The sequence below is a fragment of the Streptococcus toyakuensis genome, assembly GCF_024346585.1.
Taxonomy (GTDB): Bacteria; Bacillota; Bacilli; order Lactobacillales; family Streptococcaceae; genus Streptococcus; species Streptococcus toyakuensis.
In genome coordinates this window covers 53,049-73,634 of record NZ_AP024523.1, presented here as the reverse complement: position 1 = coordinate 73,634, position 20,586 = coordinate 53,049, and the positions used below count along the sequence as shown (strand labels likewise).

The following is a 20,586-nucleotide window of genomic DNA, read 5'->3' as shown; positions in this document are numbered from 1 at the left end:
TCGCTTTTTATATTCAATATTTGTGAATTAGTAACCTAGTCCAAGACGTTCAAAGATATCGTCCACTCGTTTAGTGTAATAAAAAGGGTTGAATATTTCATCGATTTCTTCTTGTGTGAGTCGTGATGTCACCTCTGGATCTGCCTCAAGAAGCGGTTTAAAATCTACTTGGTTGTCCCAAGAGTAGGCCGTTTTTGGTTGCACCAAGTCATAGGCTTGCTCACGGGTCATTCCTTTTTCAATCAAGGTCAACATAGCACGTTGGCTGAAAATCAAACCGAAAGTTGAGTTCATGTTGCGGATCATATTTTCTGGGAAGACTGTCAAATTCTTGACAATATTTCCAAAACGGTTGAGCATGTAGTCAATCAAGATAGTCGTATCTGGTGTGATAATGCGCTCAGCTGATGAGTGAGAGATATCACGTTCGTGCCAGAGAGCGACGTTTTCATAGGCTGTAATCATATGACCACGGATAACACGCGCAAGACCTGTCATGTTCTCAGAACCGATAGGATTGCGTTTGTGAGGCATTGCTGAAGACCCTTTTTGCCCTTTGGCAAAGAATTCTTCTACTTCTCGTTGTTCTGATTTTTGCAGACCACGGATTTCAGTCGCCATACGCTCGATAGAAGTTGCGATGCTAGCAAGAACCGCAAAGTACTCGGCGTGAAGGTCACGAGGAAGGACCTGTGTAGAGATTTCTTGGGCACGGATACCCAATTTATCGCAGACGTATTGCTCTACGAATGGTGGGATGTTGGCAAAGTTACCAACCGCACCAGAAATCTTACCAGCTTCCACACCAGCAGCCGCATGCTCGAAACGCTCGATGTTGCGCTTCATTTCGCTATACCAAGTCGCCAATTTCAGACCAAAGGTTGTAGGTTCAGCGTGCACACCGTGGGTACGACCCATCATGATAGTAAACTTGTGCTCCTTAGCCTTATCAGCGATGATGTTGGTGAAATTTTCAAGGTCACGACGAATGATGTCGTTGGCCTGCTTGTAGAGGTAACCGTAAGCCGTATCCACCACATCAGTTGATGTCAAGCCATAGTGAACCCACTTACGCTCTTCACCAAGAGTCTCAGAAACCGCACGCGTGAAAGCAACCACATCATGACGCGTCTCCTGCTCGATTTCCAAAATACGGTCGATGTCAAAGTCCGCCTTCTCGCGGATCAAAGCCACATCTTCCTTAGGGATTTCCCCCAACTCAGCCCATGCCTCGTCAGCCAAGATTTCCACCTCAAGCCAAGCACGGTATTTATTTTCTTCACTCCAAATGTTCGCCATCTCAGGGCGAGAGTAACGGTCGATCATGTTTATGATACCAAGGACGACCAGAAAGCGACTGAATTTTAGGAACCCAACGCAGGATGTTTACATCCAAGGCGGGGTATCTAAATTCCAAGCTTTCCGTCCGGGTTCAAATTTACGGAACCTGGAGTCCTTCCCTTTCTTGTTTTCATTTTTCTAGTTTAAATTTTAAGGAAGTCCGTAGCCCAATTCAGTTTTTGTGAATACGAGTACTCATTTTCCTTTCTTTTCTATTTATTAAAGATGGGATGTTAGAACTCCAATAATGAAACCTGACATCCTTTCTTATTATTTTATATGGGAATAAATATTTACATATATCTATAATTTTGATAAAGGAATAGATTGATAGCTATCTTCCTGCTTAATTATCATTCTATCTCTAGGATCATTGGTAACAAACTTAGCTTGAACAACTTCTTTGTTCAAGCTGTTAAAGCTCATGCTGTGTTCTGATGGACTAATTTTTTTATAGTTTTCAATTGTTTGAAATTCAGATATATAAGAAAATAAATTGAACAAAGTCATAGGAATATATGGATTAGCTTGTATCTGAGTTACATAATATATGTTTTTCCGATCAATAAAAAAATTCCCCAACTCTTTATAAATAATAAATTGATCAATATTCAAATCAAACCACGATTTATTTAATTCCTCATTGCCCTTTAGAATCATTTCATCATAAATTGATTTCAACATCCTACCAAAAAAATTAGAGAAAAAATCAGCCATTCTTCCTAAAGTACATTTTTCAGAATCAAATGGTAATACTTCTTTGAAGCCAAATTCTTTCGCCGCTTTGACAGTTTTATCTTCTTCATCAATATTAAGGACAACTGATGAAAGTGGGATATTATAATCCTCAGTAAGTATAGATTCCACCCCTAAGATTGCATACTTATAATCCCAATCATAATGAGATTCAGCATTAACCTGAGTTATTTGGTCAAAGTACTCTAAATATGTTTCAACATCATCAATTAAACCGTCAATTTTATTGTTTACTGTATTATCTAAAATCAATTGCTTTAGCCCATGGATAATTCTATCCCTTTCCCCATTTTCAATATTAGATAATAATTCTTGTGTTTTATACCTATAGAAAATTTCCAACAAAGTACCTTGGAATTTCCTATGTTTCGGATACATATCAGATGAGATAAGATCGACTGTTCCATATTGAAATAAATAACTGATTAAAAACTCTATCTTACTTTCCAAAGTTGTTTGGAAAATTAAGTCTTTTTCATTCAAAAAAGATTTAAATAACTTTTTATATATACTACTTGTTACATTATCAAAACTTGCTATTCCATGCTTATACTGGGAATATCTTATTGATGTTCCCTTAAATTCCACAGTTTCATCGAAGTCATCTTTGTACTCTGTTTTCAATTTATTTTTAGAAAATCTTTCAAAGATAGAGTATTTATTTTCCCATTTATCAATATATTTTCGATTTCCTCCTACTACTGCTGTTACAAAAAAAGTCTGATCCCCTAATAAATCCTCTAGAATCCGAGACTTCCGTATTTAATATTCCCTCTTTTATAGAGACATGGTGATCATGAAACGATTCATCATAATATAAATAATACATACACATGAATTGTATTACCTTTCATATTGTCTTTTTTATTACTACTGCTACTGAACTTAATAGTTCAATCATTCTCCCTAATAAATCATAGGAAGCGAAAGAATAACTATGAAATTAAACAACTAATCTTTAATGTTTTTCTTGCACATTTTAAGTTTTACACTCAACATAATTGTCTTCATCAATTTCATGAAGTATCATACGAGTACAATTAACATCCCTCATATATCCACATCATCCTAATATCTTACTATTAAAGAGCTCTCTTTAATTCTTATTCCGTAAATCCAAATGTGTAATCTGGGTCCATTCCATTAGAAATCCATATCTCGGCTGCATCATATACATCTATACTTCGCTATCATCAGTTTTGTGACAATCATCATATTCAATTTCTTCTGATTGACCACGGCTATATGGTTCTTTCATTATGGTTTTCATCCCTTGCTTTGTATGGTATCTTTGTGAATGAGCAGGGACTGTATTCGGTGTGTAATCTCTAGTTACTGAAGCGCTTAATTGCTCTCCATCACTGTGTTCCGAATCTAATGTACCATTACTAGCTGTTGATGATTTTTCAAATCTATCATCAGTCGTATTTAGTAATCTATCATCCACTTCTATATCTGAAGTACCCTGATAAAATTTATAAGCAGCAATACCTGTAATAGTTACCCCAACAGAAATAAATATAAATTTAATCCATGACTTTTCCCATAGCTTTTTGACTTTCCAAATTAATTTATCAGATTTAGATTTTTCGTTTTCAATTGGAAAAATCATATTCATTGAAAAATCTTGATTCTCTATTTCACGATAATCAAATACTTCAATATATTCATTCGATGAAAGGTTAAAATTAGCTAATACAAACTCTACTCCTTCTCTTACGGCCTTTTGTTTATCTCCTTTTAGCAGTAACCTGATATACTCACCCTTTGGCAATTCAATAAATTCATATTTAGAAGAATCAATATCCGAACTATAATTATTAATACAGATTCTATAAGTGAATTCTCCTGAATAATCTGGTAATGTGGCAACCACAAACGGTTTCTCTATGTATTCTTTCTCTTTTTCAAAAAACTCTTTCCAAATTTCTTTAGGATAGTTTCTAAATTACATTCCCAAGAATACCCCAAGTATGTCTTGGCATCCCTAGTCTCCTTCTTATATTGAAGCATATTAACCACCTATTTTAAACTATTGTACAAAATCAACAGATTTTGTCACTAAAGCTCATATTACTTTTCAAACTCCTCTTTCCCAATACACACTGATGGATAGTGATCTAGTGTATTCAAATCAGTATCCATCGGCAAATCATAAATAGCTAAATAGTTTTCAGGATATTGAGCAACCAACTCTTCATACTTAGCTTTCACTTTTTCGTGATTGCTACTAGCATACAAGACTTCGACAACTGCCCCCGTCTTCTCTTTTTCAACAAATGCATTGACAATAAGTTGAATCATAGTAATTGATTAAATCCGAATACTGTATTTCTTTTTAGAAAACACAAGTAACCATGTTCCTTTCTTTTTCAAAATAAAATTAGCATCAGTTCAGTTGATTATCTATTTCTCAATATGGCCTAAATATATATTCTCCATATCCTAATTCCTTATAAAAGTTGTCAAAGTCTCTTTGATCTACATAAATAAAAGGATCAAAAGAATCTTTAGCAACAATCTCCGTAGTTTCACTTTGTTGCAATTTCACGACCAACCAAGGATTAATGATAAACATCCTTTTATTATTATGTATATAAAATAATCCAAAAATATTTGAAGGCCACAAAACATTCTCAATCATAATTTCTTGTTCAACATCAATGATATATTGATGTTCTTCTGACTTATTCAGTAGTAGTTGCAATTCCTTCGAATTAACAAAATATTTACCGATTTTTTCAAATCCAAAAATAATAAAACCTTCGTTATCAATAAAGCTTTTTGCAATATTATAATTCCCAGTTCCAACTGTAGTTGAAACATAATGGGAAACATAAGATTTAAAATTATAGAAAGTTTCTTTCCCACAATTATGAACAATTGCTTGCAATAACCTCAACCTCATCTTTTTATCTGAGGGTAAAAAGAACTCATCAATATTTATTTTTGTTTTAATTTCATTCAATAAGCACTCCTCATCATTAAATTGTTCTGAGAGTATTTGATTTTGACTATCCTCAAGTTTATTTTCAATAAAATCAACTCCTTTGTCCCCAACAATAAAGAATTTATTTAATCCATGTTTTAAAATATAGCTTATATCTGAATTTATATGCTTTAATCGAGTGCCTCTATAATAAGTAAAAAATGAATCGCTAAAATTAACATTACTAATAAACAATTTAAACTTTTTTATAATCTCTTCATTAACGACTTCCAATTGGTAACCTGACATACATTTTGGATCAATTGTTCTAAAATCAACATCAATAAAATCTATATCTAAGTCTACTTTTTTAAATTTTGAATCTTTGATTATAACCATACTGCATTAAATATCCTTTCTAAATCCCTGCATATCAACAATACATTAATAGCTATAGTCGCCTCGAAAAACTACTGATTTTCTATTTTTAGAATTATCCTATATATTATTCAAATAAACTATTTTTAAAACTCTTCCACACCATCCGGCACATCACTAAACAAAGTGACATGTCCCATCTTGCGGTTGCGCTTCGCTTCTATTTTACCATACATGTGGAGGTGGGCGCTTGGATTTTCTGTCACATATTTTTCAGCGACCTCGACGTGTTGGCCGAGGACATTGAGCATAACAGCAGGCGCATGTAGTTTGATGGCTGGTAATGGTGCTCCGAGAACGCCTAGAATATGGGTATCAAACTGGGAGAAGTCACAGGCTTCGATTGAATAGTGCCCAGAGTTATGTGGACGTGGGGCGATTTCGTTAACAATGATATCATCAGCTGTCGCAAACATTTCCACACAAAGTGTTCCAGACAAATTCAGTTGTTCTGCGATTCGCACTGCCATTGCTTTAGCCTTGTCAGCTAAACTTGCTGAAATGCGAGCAGGCACGATAGTCTTAGACAAGATGTTGTTGCGGTGGATATTTTCCTGAACTGGGAAAACTGTCACTTCCTTGCCGTTGCCTGACACGATGACAGAAATCTCAAGGTCAAAGTTGACAAATTCCTCTAAAACGCAGGCTGCTGAGTCAGCTAACGCATAGGCTTCTTCCAAGTCTGCTTCTGAGCGAATGACCTTTTGCCCATGCCCATCGTAGCCACCAGTCGCAGTCTTGAGGACATAGTTTTTGGACAGGTCAATCTCCGCCAAGTCTCGGCTTGAAGTCACGACCTTGTAGGGTGCAACTGTCACTTGTGCCTTGTTTGAGAGAAAGTCCTTTTCAAAGATACGGTTTTGAGAAATACGGAGTAGGTCTGTTCCTTGTGGAAGTTGCCCATCCTTGACAACCGCATCCAGACCGTCAGCATCGACATTTTCAAACTCATAAGTCAGAACATCGCAACGCTCTGCCAACTGACGAAGCGCATCCACATCGTTATAAGGAGCCACGATGATCTCCGCCACGCGAGAGGCCGGGCAATCCGCCGCAGGATCCAGCGCGATAACCTTGTGCCCCATGTAGATAGCAGAAATGGCCATCATCTGACCCAGTTGACCACCACCGATAATTCCGATTGTTTTAGATGAGCTCATTTGACGACTCCTCTGCGATTTTTCCTTGTTCTTCTGCGAAATCTGCCAATGCTGTCGCGATAGACTGATCCTCTACTGAGAGGAGACGGAGAGCGAAGAGGGCAGCGTTGGTCGCACCTGCTTCACCGATAGCCATTGTCGCAACAGGCACCCCACCCGGCATCTGAACGATAGAGTAGAGTGAGTCCACGCCACTAAGAGCACGTGATTTGACTGGTACACCAATGACTGGAAGGGTTGTTTTGGCAGCTACCATTCCTGGCAAATGAGCTGCGCCTCCCGCACCTGCGATGATAACCTTGATGCCGCGGCTACGGGCTTCTTCTGCATGTCTGAACATAAGGTCTGGTGTACGGTGGGCAGAGACAACCTTCTTTTCATAGGCTACACCAAAGCGGTCTAGGACTTCTGCTGTTTTTTGCATGGTTGCCCAGTCAGATTTTGAGCCCATGATTATGGAAATAATTGGTTTAATCATAATTTTTCCTTTTTTCTTCTTTTTGATAATGGTCTTAGGTGGTGGGGACGGAAGCAAACCTTCGGTTTCATTCCTAAACTTTGAGCCTAGGGTCTCAAAGTTTTCCCCGACCAGAACATTCACTGTTCTGGTCTTTTCACCACGGTGACCATTATCGTATTTGGCGACTTCGTCGCGTTATTCTTATATCTTTACTTAATCGCCTTACTTCCGATATCTGTTCGGTAAAAGAGGCCTTCTGTGTTTTGTTTGTTAAGTTCGCTGTAGATGGTGTTTTGGGCTTCTTTGACGGTGTCTGCTGTGGTGACGAGCATATAGACACGTCCGCCGTTTGATAGCAGCGCTCTACTATTTTCCACAAACTTAGCCCCTGCATAGTAGGTGATGATATCTCCCTCGGTTTTTGCCGGCAATGCAACACCCTTTTCATAGTCTAGTGGGTAACCATTGGATGCGACAACCACACCCAGAGTCACACCCTTGTCCGTCCAAGTGATGGCTGGTTCTTTACCTTCCAAAATATCAGTAATATTTTGCGCAAAATCAGAGGTCAGACGAGGCAAGATAATCTGTGTTTCAGGATCTCCAAAGCGAGCATTGAACTCGATGACTTTAGAACCTTCTGCCGTCAGGATAAGCCCTGCGTAAAGGACACCCATATAAGGGCGACCTTCCTGAATCATCCCTTCAAGAACTGGCTTAACAATAGTCTTAACCGCTGTATCAACTACACTCTGTGGCAAGTGAGGAACTGGTGCATAGGCACCCATCCCACCAGTGTTAGGGCCCTTGTCCCCGTCGTAGGCACGTTTGTGGTCTTGCGCTGTAGGCATGATATAGAACTTGTCGCCATTGACAAAGGCAAAGAGTGAAAATTCCTCTCCTTCAAGGAATTCCTCGATAACTACACGCGCACCTGAATCACCGAATTTATTGTCCAAAAGCATCTCATGAGTGGCTTCGACCGCTTGCTCGACTGTCTCAGCAACGACAACACCCTTCCCAAGCGCCAAGCCATCCGCCTTGACTACGATAGGCGCACCCTGCTTTTCAATATAGGCCTTAGCTTCCTCGAAATCTGAAAAAGTCCCATAGGCTGCTGTCGGAACGCCGTATTTGACCATGATTTCCTTAGCAAAATCCTTGGACCACTCCAGCTCAGCTGCCAATCTTGTCGGACCAAAGGCTTTGAGACCAGCTGCATGGAAATCATCCACGATACCAGTCGCAAGGGCATCATCTGGCCCGATAAAGGTCCAAGCAATATCGTTAGCCTTTGCGAAGTCAATCAATTTAGAATGTTCGGAAATAGGGATATTTACCAATTCCAAACCATCCAGAGTCATCCCATCATTCCCAGGAGCAACAAAAACCTTTTCTACCTCTTTTGACTCAAGCAACTTCTTAGCAATCGCATGTTCACGACCACCCGAACCGACAACTAACAGCTTCATTTCTCAACCTCTTTTGCGAATTATTTACTAATATTATACCACAAACGTTCGTTTTAATCTTGTTTCACTTAGTATTTTAAGCTGAAAAAGGAAAGAAACTGTTTTCTTCCCTTTACCTTCTTAATGTCTAAAATGTCTCACACCTGTGAAGACCATGGTCAAGCCATACTTGTCAGCAGCTTCGATAGACTCTTTGTCACGGACGGAGCCTCCCGGCTGAATGATAGCCTTAATTCCTACTTTGGCAATTTCTTCCACATTATCCGCAAATGGGAAGAAGGCATCCGAAGCAAGTACAGCACCGTCAAGGCGGTCTTTGGCTTGGTCAATGGCAATACGAACAGAAGCCACACGGTTAGTCTGACCTGGACCAACACCCAGTGTCATGTGGTCGTTGGTTACAATGATTCCGTTTGATTTGACGTATTTAATAGCCTTCCAAGCAAACTCAAGAGCTGTCGCTTCTGTCTCAGTTGGTTGGCGTTTGGTCACCACTTGCCAATCGGCTGGGCTTTCCTTGACCACATCTTGGTTTTGCACCAGAAGTCCACCAACTACACCTGTGTATTCTGCTTCCACTTCGCTAGCCTCTTGAGCATCAAATGGCAAGGCAAGGATACGCAAGTTTTTCTTTTTGTTGGTCAAAATGGCTAGCGCTTCATCCGTATAGCTTGGTGCAATGATGATTTCAAGGAATACACCATGCATCTTCTCAGCTGTCGTAGCATCTACCTCACGGTTAAGAACGACAATCCCACCAAAGATAGAAACTGGGTCAGACTCATAAGCGTAGCCCCAAGCAGTCTCGATGTCATCAGCCTGACCGATTCCACATGGGTTCATGTGTTTGAGAGCCACAACGGTTGGACGATCTTTGAAATCACGGATGATACGAATGGCAGCGTCAGCATCACGGATATTGTTGAATGACAATTCCTTACCGTTAAGCTGTTTCGCTGAAGCAATCGAATAGTCTGTTGGCAAAGCTTTTTGGTAGAAATCCGCGTCTTGTTGAGGGTTCTCACCGTAACGCATGGCTTGTTTGAGGTCATAGGTCAAAGTGAGCTTTTCAGGTTTGCTTTCTCCGACTTGAGCTGTGAAATACTCTGCAATCAAGGCATCATAAGCCGCTGTATGACGGAAAACTTTGGCTGCCAAACGTTGACGCATTTCATAAGTAGTCTCACCATTTGCTGACAACTCTTCCAGAACAAGAGCGTAGTCAGCAGGATCCACCACAACTGTTACGCTAGCGTGGTTCTTCGCTGCTGAGCGAAGCATAGATGGACCACCGATATCGATATTCTCCACCGCATCAGCGTAAGTTACGTCTGGCTTGAGAATGGTCTCCTTAAATGGATAAAGATTGACCACAACAAGGTCAATGAGCTCGATTTGATTGTCTTTAGCTGCTTCCAAGTGACTATCCAAGTCACGACGAGCCAAAAGTCCACCGTGGATATTTGGATGAAGGGTCTTAACACGGCCATCCATCATTTCTGGAAAACCAGTCACATCATCGATCGCAATGGTCTCCACTCCAGCATTGTCAAGGGCAACCTTTGTCCCACCTGTCGAGATAATCTCCCAACCAAGTTTTTTAAGGTCTTGGGCAAATTCAACAATGCCCGCTTTGTCTGAGACGCTGATTAAGGCTTTTTTCGTCATTCCATTCCTCTTTCTTTAGGTCTAAGCGCATAGCGACTTCGTTATTTTCTTCTATAAATCCTGTTTCCTGAAAACCCAGACTAGTCAGTAGGTACTTCATTTTTTCATTTCCAACCACATAATCTGCAACAATATGACTGCAAACTCTATCCATCTGAGCCTCTTTGATTAGAACTTCCAAGGCTTTTCGACCATAACCTCTTCCTTGGTACTGCTGACCAATCATTATCCGCCAGATAAAGTATTCCGCTTCATCCTCGTCTATTTCCAGCAGGAGAAAGCCAACCACTTGCTTATCCCAATAGATTGCCCTCGGAAACACATCTTCATTTTTACGGTAGAGCCATGCGTCAGCTAAAGAGCGTACATTTGGAGCCACGAAACGTGCTCGTTCATCAGCTTCAGATATTTTCAAATCCAGCACTGCCTGAAAACTGCTCTCATCTACTAATTTCAGTTCAATCATTTTTTCTCCTTTTGAATAAATAGGGTTTTGAGGTGATTAAAGACTAATCTAACTCATATAAAAGGTAGTTATCAAAATTTATGATTCCTTTGAGGTAATCTCGGTCTGCTTTAGACAACTCAAATTCTGGAAAAGTCGCAATTAAACTGGACAAATAAAAATAATTCGGGTGCCTACGATAAGAAAAACCTGCTTGACCGAATTTCCCTTGACAAAAATCATAGGCAAGTTTCAATTCTTGACTTGTGACACCGTCTAAAATTTTATCTAACTCTGAAAGCTGACTTTTGTCAGTATTTTCTATCATAGCTTTCACTGTATTTACTAAAACAAAAAGAAAATCATTAGTATTATCCAGTAGGATTGGTCTGTTAGATAACTTATTCTTTAACTCCATATAGTATTGGTCCATAATCATTTCTTCCTCTCCACTCCCAAAATATCCAACAATTCTGGATACAGTTTGTACTCTGTTTCGTGTATGCGAGTCTCGAAAGTATCTAGGGTATCCCCTTCAAGCCGTGGCACACGCACTTGTTTGATAATCTTTCCTGTATCCACACCTGAATCCACCCAATGAATGGTCACGCCGCTCTCAGCAACTCCAGCATTCCAAGCATCCTCAATCCCATGAGCTCCTGGAAACTCTGGCAGGTAGGCTGGATGAATGTTGATAATCCGACCTTCATAAGCCGCCAATAAGGTTGGCCCAACGATTTTCATGTAGCCTGCTAGGCAAACCAAGTCAATCTGGTGTTCTTCCAAAAGTTCGACAAGGGCTGCTTCGTAGTCTGCCTTACTCTCAAACTCTTTGAGTTCAAAAGCATAGGACAGAACGCCGAGCCTGTCCGCCCGCTCGAGCACATAAGCGTCACGATGGTCTGAAAAGACAAACTCCACCGGAAACTCTTCAGCAATCACCTGAAAATTTGAGCCATTACCAGAGGCAAAAACCGCTATTTTTTTCATTTGATGATGACACTTTCGTTTTCTTTCTTGACGATGCGACCAATTTCATAGACTGGTTCATCCAATAATTCTTTGACACGCTCTACATTTTCAGGGCTGACAGCCAACATGAGCCCCACACCCATATTGAAGATTTCAAACATTTCTTCATGCTTGATTTCACCGTATTTTTCAAGGGCTTTGAAGATTGGCAAAACTGGTACCTTGCTTTCTTCAATCTCAGCTGCTAGGTCAGCTGCAAACATACGAGGGACATTCTCAATGAAGCCACCACCTGTGATGTGGGCAATACCGTTGACCAAGCCTTCCTTGATAAGTGGCAAAACAGCCTTGACATAGATACGAGTCGGCTCAAGCAAAACTTCCTTGAGTTTCTTGCCTTCCAATTCTGGCAAAACTTCCTCACCTGTGTAGTCTGCAAAGACACGACGAACCAGAGAGTAACCATTGGAGTGAATCCCACTTGAAGCAAGTCCAAGAAGAACATCTCCTTCTGCCACCTTGGAGCCGTCAATAATTTGAGATTTTTCAGCCACACCGACTGCAAAACCAGCCAAGTCATAGTCATCTGCACCATACATACCAGGCATTTCAGCCGTTTCTCCACCAATGAGGGCGGCACCTGCCTTTACACAACCTTCTGCCACACCAGCGACTACTTGTTCTAGCTTAGCTGGTTCATTCTTGCCAGTTGCGACGTAGTCAAGGAAATAGAGGGGCTCCGCACCTGTAGCGATGATATCATTGACACACATGGCCACACAGTCCTGACCGATGGTATCGTGCTTGTCGTACTTGATAGCCAGCATGAGCTTGGTTCCGACACCATCAGTTCCTGAAATCAAGACGGGTTCTTTAACCCCAGTCTTTGAAAGGTCAAACATACCACCAAAGCCACCCAGAGCTCCCATGACACCTGCACGCTCCGTACGAGCCACGTGCTTTTTAATCCGTTCAACAACTTCATAACCCGCTTCAACATCCACACCAGATTGAGCGTACGCATTTTTATTTGCCATTTTATTTTTCCTTTTCTTTTTTTGGGAAAGACTGCGACATATTTTTAGATAAACAATTATTTTATCTAAAAATACTAGTCAGGTCTCTAGCTTTGGTCCCATAGGAGAAAGCGTCTACTGACAAATGCTTTAGCTTTTAGTCAGTAGTGAGACGTGGGGCATAAGCATTCTTATTTGTCATCTATTTGTTACTTTTTTTTAATGGAAAATCTGTCATCTATTTGTAAAAACTGGTCTTTTCTTCCAAACTTCTACGATAATCTTCTTCATAGTCATAGAGAGGTGTTGGGTAGTCACCGTCAAAGTAAGCGACACAGAGACCGCCATTTGGCGCATCTGTTTCAATCCCAATCGACTCAATCAAACCTTCAACAGAAAGGTATGTCAGACTGTCCGCTCCAATGATTTGACGAGTTTCTTCGACCGTATGATTGGCCGCAATCAGCTCCTGACGGGTCTGGATATCAATCCCGTAGAAGCATGGATAAGCTAGCGCTGGACTACCAATGGCAACGTGAACCTCAGTCGCACCCGCTTCTTTCAAGAGTTGAACGATCCGACGAGAGGTTGTTCCACGTACAATAGAGTCATCAATCATAACCACACGCTTGCCTTTTACAACGCCTGAAACAGCAGAGAGTTTCATCCGCACCCCTTGCTCCCGTAATTCTTGAGTCGGTTGGATAAAGGTACGTTGGGTGTATTGGTTCTTGATGAGGCCCATTTCATTTGGTAGCCCGGACTCTTCAGAAAATCCCATAGCCGCGCTGAGGGAAGAATTGGGCACACCGACCACGATATCCGCCTCATGCTTGAATTCACGCGCCAATTGAGCACCCATACGTTTACGTGCCGTATGAACATTGACACCATGAATGTTAGAATCAGGGCGAGCAAAATAGATATACTCCATAGAACAGATTGCTAACTGGGTATCATCTGTATAGCTATCATACTGGATTCCCTTGTCATCAATGATCACAATCTCACCTGGCTTCAAATCACGAATCCATTCAGCACCAATAACCTCAAAAGCACAGGTTTCAGATGAAACAACCACTGCTCCGTTGGCCATTTTCCCGATAGAAAGCGGACGGAAACCATTGGGGTCAAGAGCAGCAATTAACTTATCTTCAAACAGCAAGATATAGGCAAAGCCACCTTTAACTAGACTGAGCGCCTCCTTGATTTTGCCCATCAGGCTAGGATTATGACTGCGACGAATGAGGTGGGCCAAGATTTCCGAGTCCGAAGTCGCGCTGAAAATCGCTCCTCTTTGTTCTAGTTCTTTCTTGAGAGAGGCTGCATTGGTCAGATTTCCATTATGAGCCAAACCAAACTGCATATCGTGAAAACGAAAAAGGAAAGGCTGGATATTATCTACAGAAGCTTCGCCAGCAGTCGCGTAACGCACATGCCCAATCGCACCAGTCCCCGTCAATTTATCTAAGTTAGCAGGGTTTCTGAAGACTTCTGATAGAAGACCCATATCGCGATGCCGCTTTAATTTCCCTTGGTCATTGGAAAGGATTCCTGCCCCCTCTTGACCACGGTGCTGAAGACTATGGAGACCAAAATAGGTCAATTTAGCAGCATCTGGATGTCCCCAGATACCGAAAACACCGCATTCTTCATTAAGAGATTTTACTTCGTATGTCATTTTATATACCTAATTTTTATTTGTGTAGCACCAAGAGCTAAATCTACATGACTTTTACATTACTGATACTATCTATTAAAACATCTGCAAGTCTTATTTTCCAGTAAAGTATTTAACCGCCGACGCAAACAGGTGCTGGTCTTTATTTCCTGGGATATTTTGGAAAAGACCGTCTTCATAACGTTCTGAGTGTCCCATTTTACCAATGATTTGGCCGTTCTTGCTGGTAATTCCTTCGATGGCATGGATAGAACCATTTGGATTGTACTTAGAATCCATACTTGGTTTGCCTTCGAAGTCCACGTATTGGCTGAAAATTTGTCCATTGTCACGGAGTTCCGCAAATTCCTCAGCCGTCACGACAAATTTCCCTTCACCGTGTGAAACAGGAATAGCGTGGATATCGCCCACTTGCACCGCAGCTAACCATGGTGAGTTGGTATTGGCAATGCGAGTTTCTACCATCTTGGCCACGTGTTGGTTGGCATCATTGTAGAAGAGGGTTGGGCTCGTACTTTTGGCATCTTCAAAGTTCCCGTAGGGAAGAAGACCTGATTTGACCAAGGCCTGGAATCCATTACAGATACCGATAATCAAGCCACCACGGGCGATAAAGCTATCAATAGCCACACGGACTTTTTCATTGAGAAGGATGTTGACGATAAACTTAGCTGAACCATCTGGCTCGTCCGCAGCTGAGAAACCACCTGCAAAGAAGAGAATGTTAGCCTTGCCGATGTTGTCAACCATGGTTTCAACTGACTTGACAATAGCCTCTTCATTCAAGGTCACAAATGGCACCAAGTTGACCTCTGCACCTTCTTTTTCGAAGGCCTTGGCTGAGTCATATTCCGAGTTGGTGCCCGGGAAGACTGGGATATAAACCACAGGTTTTTCAACCTTTTCTTTTGCTTTAATCACAACATCTGATGCCACAGCTGGTACTTCAGCTAGTTCTTTGGCTTGGGCAAATTCTGTTGGGTAAACTTCTTCCAGTTTTCCTTGGAAGGCACTGTCAAGTTTGTGTCCATCTAGCTTCACACCGTTGACAGTTAGTGTAAAGTCTGCACTTGTTTGACCGATTTTCTCTACTCCAGCAATTTCTTCAGGAGATGTAAAGACAAATCCACCTAATTGTGCTGTCAAAGCCATTTCTAGTTCAGGCAAGGTTACCTCTGCACCGATATGATTTCCAAAGGTAGCAAGGACCAAACTTTCAAGCACACCGCCGTATTTAACAGCTGACGCAGATGTCACTTTGTAGCCAGCCTGGATGTCTTCAAACTGAGCAAAATTTTTCTTAGTCAAGTCAAAATCAATCTCTGCTGAAAGTGCTTGGCCTGGAATGTAGTAGATATTTTCCCCAACAGCTTTAAATTCTGGAGAGAGCACCTTACGGCTATCTGCTGTTGTCACTCCAAAAGCAACCAAGGTTGGTGGCACCGTCAATTCTTCAAAAGTACCAGACATAGAGTCCTTACCACCGATAGATGGCAAGCCAAGCTGAATCTGAGCTTCGATAGAGCCTAGAAGAGCTGCTACTGGCTGACCAAAACGCTCAGCTTGCTTGTCCATACGCTCGAAGTACTCTTGGTAAGAGAAGCGAGCCTTAGACCAGTTGGCACCAGCAGCAACCAAACGAGCAGTCGCTTCAATAACCGCATAGGCAGCACCGTGATATGGAGACCATTCAGCTACATATGGGTTGAATCCTTGAGCCATGACTGACGCAGTATGAGTCACACCGTGTTGAACTGGTAATTTCTGCACAGATGCCTCAGTTGGTGTGAGTTGGTAACGACCACCAAGCGGGTGATTGACTGTAGAACGACCGACCGAACAGTCAAAGATAGTCTGCAAGCCTTTTTGACTCGCATGGTTGAGATCAGATAGAACCGCAAGTGTATCTGATTCAAGCGTGTCAGCGCTTGTTGTACGTTCTTCTGGAAGCTTGACATCCTTATCCACAACCTTGGCATCAACGACTACGCGCACACCGTTTGTATCAAGGAAACGACGTTCCAAGTCGACGATGGTTTCACCATTCCAGTGCATGACAAGATTTGGTTTTTCAGTCACTGTTGCCACAACAACCGCGTCAATATTTTCTTTATTACATTCTGCAACGAAGGCATCTACGTCCTCAGGACGCACCACAACTGCCATCCGTTCTTGTGATTCAGAAATGGCAATTTCTGTACCGTTCAAACCTTGGTATTTAAGAGGCACCTTGTTGAGGTCGATTTCAAGACCATCTGCCAATTCACCAATAGCCACACAGACACCACCAGCACCAAAGTCGTTGGATTTCTTGATGAGACGAGTGACATCGCCATTACGGAAGAGGCGCTGAATCTTGCGTTCTTCGATGGCATTCCCCTTTTGAACCTCAGCACCAGCAGTCTCTACAGACTCAACTGTTTGAACCTTAGAAGAACCTGTCGCACCACCGACACCATCACGTCCAGTCTTGCCACCGAGCAGGATAATGACATCTCCCGCTTCCGGTTTTTCACGGACTACATTGCCCTTAGGAGCAGCACCAACAACGGCACCAAGCTCCATGCGTTTGGCTACAAAGCCTGGGTGGAAATATTCACGAACGTAGGTCGTCGCAAGCCCAATCTGGTTCCCGTATGAAGAATAACCATGAGCCGCTGTCTTCGAAATGACTTGTTGTGGCAATTTCCCAGCGCGCGTTTCTGAAATCGGTGCTGTAATATCTCCAGCACCTGAGATACGCATCGCTTGATAAACGTAGGAACGGCCTGACAGCGGGTCACGAATGGCTCCACCGATACAAGTAGCCGCGCCACCAAATGGTTCAATTTCCGTTGGGTGATTGTGAGTTTCATTCTTGAACATTAGGAGCCATGGTTCCTTGATACCATCAACGTCCACTTCGATTTCTACTGAGCAGGCGTTTATTTCATCAGACACTTCCATATCGTCCAAACGACCATTAGCACGCTCATAACGACCAAAAATAGTCGCCATATCCATCAAGGTTTGTGGTTTCTCTGAACGTCCCAACTCATCACGCATGGCAATATACTTGTCATAAGTCGCCTGCAATTGCTTTTGGAATTTAGAAGCTGAGAAATCAATCTGTTTCAACTCTGTCTCAAAAGTCGTGTGACGGCAGTGATCAGACCAGTAAGTGTCCAAGACCTTGAGCTCTGTTTCCGTCGGCACGCGCCCGATTGACTTGAAGTAGTCTTGGATAAAGAGTAAATCATCCACTTCCATGGCCATCCCTTGCTCGGCCTTGTAGCGGGCAAAGTCTCCTGCTGTATAGCTTTCAAAGAAAGTCAATTTTGGAATGGTTTTGTCTGACTCTGAAAATTCCTGCTTGGCAATCCCTGTTGTGATATCCTTGAAACGAGAATCAACTGGATTGAGCAGGTAGTTCTTGACCGCTTCCAACTCAGCCGCATCAATATCCTTATTAACCAAGTAAAGTTGAGCCGTATTAACCGTTACATCACTTGAGCTACCAAGCAAAAGCAAGGCTTCCTGTGAAGAAGCTGCACGCTGGTCAAACTGTCCTGGCAGACTTTCAATGGCAAAGAAAGCATAGTTGGCAAGATCCGCTTGCACGGCCGCTTCGTCCAAGACATGATCCGTCACCTGCTCAGAGAAGATGTGTTTCTCTGCAGGTGCAAACAAGTCCTCTGCCAAATCAAAGACATCATAAACCTGCACAATGCGAATACTTTTCAAAGTTGATAGTCCCAAGTTATGCTGGAGTTCTCTAACCAAACTCTCTGACTTGACCTGAAAATCAGCCTTTTTTTCAACAAAAATACGTTTATTCATCAATTCTTATTCCTTTATTTCAGCTCTTGCAATGTTCCCAAATGACCTTGAAGGTGTTATTTTAAACCTTGCAACTTTTCCCAGACAATCTCGTAAACATCTGTCAGTTCACCTAGTCCCCGACGGAGTGAAAAGGCCTGGGGGACCTTTTCAGCCTGAGTCCTTTTAGTTGAGAGACGAAGGTTTTCCGTTGCAAACAGATTATTTCAATCCCTGCAATTTCTCCCAAACAATCTCGTAAACGTCTGTTAGTTCTCCCAATCCTCTACGGAAAACATCCTTATCCATGTGGTTGCCATCCGCATCCCACAAACGGCAGTTATCTGGTGAAAATTCATCTGCTAAGATAATCTTGCCATCCTTGTCAAAACCGAACTCTAGCTTAAAGTCAATCAACTTAAGGCCAATCTCAGCAAACCAGGCTTTCAAGAGTTCATTGATCCGACGAGTTTCTTCCTTCAAGTAGGCGATTTGCTGGTCATCCGCAATCTGTAGGAATTTCACATGCTCATCATTGATGAATGGATCATCCAAATCATCATTTTTATAGTAAAATTCAACAATCGGAATCTCCAAGGCGATTCCCTCATCCACACCAAAACGTTTTGAAAAGGAACCAGCCGTGTAGTTGCGAAGCACGACTTCCAAAGGAATGATTTCCACCTTTTTATTGAGTTGTTCCGTATCTGAAAGTTTCTCCACAAAGTGAGTCGCCACACCAGCCGCATTTAATTTCTCAAAAATAAAAGATGAAATCTGATTATTCAACACTCCCTTACCTGCAATCTGCTCCTTCTTGACACCATTGAAAGCAGTCGCCTGGTCCTTGTAAGTTGAAATAATGAGATTTTCATCCTCAGTTGTATAGATATCCTTGGCTTTTCCCGAATAGATCAGTTGTTTTGACATTTTAAAGTTCGCCTTTCGTTTTACTTGAGCACATTCTACCATAAAAAACCTAAAATTACAAGAATTTAACCGAATAAATAACGTAGTAACTTCAAAAATCATAAAGAAAAACTGCAAGATAGACTCTTCTTACAGTTTTAAAATCATTTATCCTCTGAAAAACACGAACATTACTCTTTGTTCAAAAATTGATCCAAATAATAACGCAGGTAACTTTTCTTGCCCGTAATCATCTGCAGGCGACCTTCCACCCCGTACCGAAGTTTTTCAGCCTGCTCCGAAGTTAGATTAGTCTCCGCCTCGATTTTAAAGAAATTCCCTTTTTCAGTCTTAGTAGCTGTCGCATCAATACTTGTAATAGTAGAATCTAGGAAAATTTGATTCTTGGCATCATGAGTCGTAGTATAGCGAACAGAATCACCGACCTTGATCCTTGCTACATCTTTTGAACTAAGATAAGCTGTTAGTTTGGCTTGCCCTTCTTTTTCCAAGGACGGATAGAGTTGGGCTAGTAAGGCGCCTTCTGCTACCATGGTAGAATCACTGGTCTCAGGATTAAGGTGAAGCACCCCATCCTCACTAGCCGTAATTTTCCCCTTGTCTAAAAGATTTCCCTGAACCTTCTTACCCGATTCTGCCTCCAAAATTTTCTGGTCTAGAAGGGTCAATTCCTGACCAACCTTAGCCAAATGTTGGGATTTAAGGGACTCTAATTGACTACTTAAACCAGACGCATAGGCTTGCTGGGTACCTGAACCTGCATACTGAACACGGTAAGTAGCAAGACTGGATTCTAACTGAGAGAGCTGTGCTTCTACCTGAGCAACAGCCTGAGCCTTAGATTGCGGATTTTCCTCGCCCTGAGACTTATAGGACTGGTAGAGAGAGTAGGCTAGATTCTGACTGGCCAAGGAAGCACCTGTTTCAATAGCTGACTTAGCTGTCTGGTAATCGCGAATTTTAGCCTCTGTTTGGCTGATGAGGTTGCCGATTTCGGCTTGGGTTTGGCTAGCTGCTGCATTCTGGGATGCAATGGTCTCATTTTGTTGCGATGTACTAGCCCTAAGACTGCCTGCTTGACTGATGTAGTCGCGAAAGGTGGCTTGGTAGCCAAACTTATCCTCCTCTGGAAAGTGGTTCTCCCCTTCTTGCAGGCTCTTTTGCAAATACTCCAATTGCTTTTTCTGATCCTTGAGCATGTCCAACTGACTAGCATAGGCCTCCGCTTGGACACCCTCTGCCCCTTCCTGGTATTGAACCAAAAGATCCCCCTTTTTAACCAGCTTATTTTCTTCCAGATGATTGACAAGAATGCGATTGTTACTAGTTGACTGGATATTTGCAAGGATACGACTAGGCTCTACAGTAGCTCTAGTAGACAAACTCATCTCCTTCTCTGCCAAAGTTGCAAAGCCAAGCAAAAACACGAGCAGAAGGAACATGGGCACAATCACCCGACTGGAAAAATTATGGTAACGACGATTATAAAACTCCGCACTTTCTAAAAATTCTGGTTTCAT

Annotated in this window: 18 protein-coding genes; all 18 read right to left on the bottom strand. The window is 41.9% G+C overall.

Annotation, left to right across the window (positions count from 1 at the left end):
• Positions 1-27 precede the first annotated feature (27 nt).
• The 18 genes from purB to comB all read right to left on the bottom strand — a co-directional run bounded on the left by purB (position 28) and on the right by comB (position 20,586).
• The gene (gene purB / locus STYK_RS00365) at positions 28-1,326 is read right to left on the bottom strand and encodes an adenylosuccinate lyase (protein ID WP_261805024.1); all 1,299 of its coding nucleotides are present in this window, start codon (positions 1,324-1,326) and stop codon (positions 28-30) included.
• A 318-nt stretch (positions 1,327-1,644) separates the two neighbouring features.
• Positions 1,645-2,721: a hypothetical protein gene (locus tag STYK_RS00360; RefSeq protein WP_261805023.1), complete on the bottom strand. Its 1,077-nt coding sequence runs from the start codon at positions 2,719-2,721 to the stop codon at positions 1,645-1,647.
• Positions 2,722-3,274: 553 nt separating this feature from the next.
• Entirely contained in the window at positions 3,275-3,973 is a 699-nt protein-coding gene (locus STYK_RS00355; protein ID WP_084923551.1) for a hypothetical protein, read from the bottom strand.
• Between the two features lie 197 nt (positions 3,974-4,170).
• Complete coding sequence (locus STYK_RS00350) at positions 4,171-4,401, bottom strand: phosphoribosylaminoimidazole carboxylase (protein ID WP_084923550.1); 231 nt, start codon at positions 4,399-4,401, stop codon at positions 4,171-4,173.
• Positions 4,402-4,510: 109 nt separating this feature from the next.
• A complete protein-coding gene (locus STYK_RS00345) occupies positions 4,511-5,425 on the bottom strand; it encodes a hypothetical protein (RefSeq protein WP_084923548.1) in 915 nt (304 codons plus the stop codon).
• 125 nt (positions 5,426-5,550) lie between these two features.
• On the bottom strand, positions 5,551-6,624 hold the full coding sequence (gene purK / locus STYK_RS00340; protein WP_084923546.1) for a 5-(carboxyamino)imidazole ribonucleotide synthase: 1,074 nt from the start codon (positions 6,622-6,624) through the stop codon (positions 5,551-5,553).
• On the bottom strand, positions 6,611-7,099 hold the full coding sequence (gene purE, locus STYK_RS00335) for a 5-(carboxyamino)imidazole ribonucleotide mutase (RefSeq protein WP_192851955.1): 489 nt from the start codon (positions 7,097-7,099) through the stop codon (positions 6,611-6,613). Before purE ends, purK begins: the two co-directional genes overlap by 14 nt.
• A gap of 194 nt (positions 7,100-7,293) precedes the next feature.
• Complete coding sequence (gene purD, locus STYK_RS00330) at positions 7,294-8,556, bottom strand: phosphoribosylamine--glycine ligase (protein ID WP_261805022.1); 1,263 nt, start codon at positions 8,554-8,556, stop codon at positions 7,294-7,296.
• 120 nt (positions 8,557-8,676) lie between these two features.
• Positions 8,677-10,224 carry a bifunctional phosphoribosylaminoimidazolecarboxamide formyltransferase/IMP cyclohydrolase gene (gene purH, locus STYK_RS00325; RefSeq protein WP_261805021.1) on the bottom strand — a complete coding sequence of 516 codons (1,548 nt, stop codon included), beginning with the start codon at positions 10,222-10,224 and terminating at the stop codon, positions 8,677-8,679.
• Positions 10,175-10,690: a GNAT family N-acetyltransferase gene (locus tag STYK_RS00320; RefSeq protein WP_261805020.1), complete on the bottom strand. Its 516-nt coding sequence runs from the start codon at positions 10,688-10,690 to the stop codon at positions 10,175-10,177. The genes purH and STYK_RS00320 overlap by 50 nt, the downstream gene beginning before the upstream one ends.
• 43 nt (positions 10,691-10,733) lie before the next feature.
• On the bottom strand, positions 10,734-11,102 hold the full coding sequence (locus STYK_RS00315; RefSeq protein WP_002224354.1) for a hypothetical protein: 369 nt from the start codon (positions 11,100-11,102) through the stop codon (positions 10,734-10,736).
• A gap of 2 nt (positions 11,103-11,104) precedes the next feature.
• Positions 11,105-11,659, bottom strand: coding sequence for a phosphoribosylglycinamide formyltransferase (gene purN, locus STYK_RS00310; protein ID WP_060627287.1), 555 nt, complete (start codon positions 11,657-11,659; stop codon positions 11,105-11,107).
• A complete protein-coding gene (gene purM, locus STYK_RS00305) occupies positions 11,656-12,678 on the bottom strand; it encodes a phosphoribosylformylglycinamidine cyclo-ligase (RefSeq protein ID WP_261805019.1) in 1,023 nt (340 codons plus the stop codon). Before purM ends, purN begins: the two co-directional genes overlap by 4 nt.
• A gap of 217 nt (positions 12,679-12,895) precedes the next feature.
• Complete coding sequence (gene purF / locus STYK_RS00300) at positions 12,896-14,338, bottom strand: amidophosphoribosyltransferase (RefSeq protein ID WP_049544726.1); 1,443 nt, start codon at positions 14,336-14,338, stop codon at positions 12,896-12,898.
• 93 nt (positions 14,339-14,431) lie between these two features.
• Positions 14,432-18,157, bottom strand: a complete 3,726-nt coding sequence (locus STYK_RS00295) for a phosphoribosylformylglycinamidine synthase (protein WP_261805018.1) — start codon at positions 18,155-18,157, stop codon at positions 14,432-14,434.
• Between the two features lie 56 nt (positions 18,158-18,213).
• Positions 18,214-18,357: a phosphoribosylaminoimidazolesuccinocarboxamide synthase gene (locus STYK_RS10240; RefSeq protein ID WP_315972287.1), complete on the bottom strand. Its 144-nt coding sequence runs from the start codon at positions 18,355-18,357 to the stop codon at positions 18,214-18,216.
• A 1-nt stretch (position 18,358) separates the two neighbouring features.
• Positions 18,359-19,066: a phosphoribosylaminoimidazolesuccinocarboxamide synthase gene (gene purC / locus STYK_RS00290; RefSeq protein ID WP_142358187.1), complete on the bottom strand. Its 708-nt coding sequence runs from the start codon at positions 19,064-19,066 to the stop codon at positions 18,359-18,361.
• A gap of 170 nt (positions 19,067-19,236) precedes the next feature.
• The gene (gene comB / locus STYK_RS00285; RefSeq protein ID WP_049551500.1) at positions 19,237-20,586 is read right to left on the bottom strand and encodes a competence pheromone export protein ComB; all 1,350 of its coding nucleotides are present in this window, start codon (positions 20,584-20,586) and stop codon (positions 19,237-19,239) included.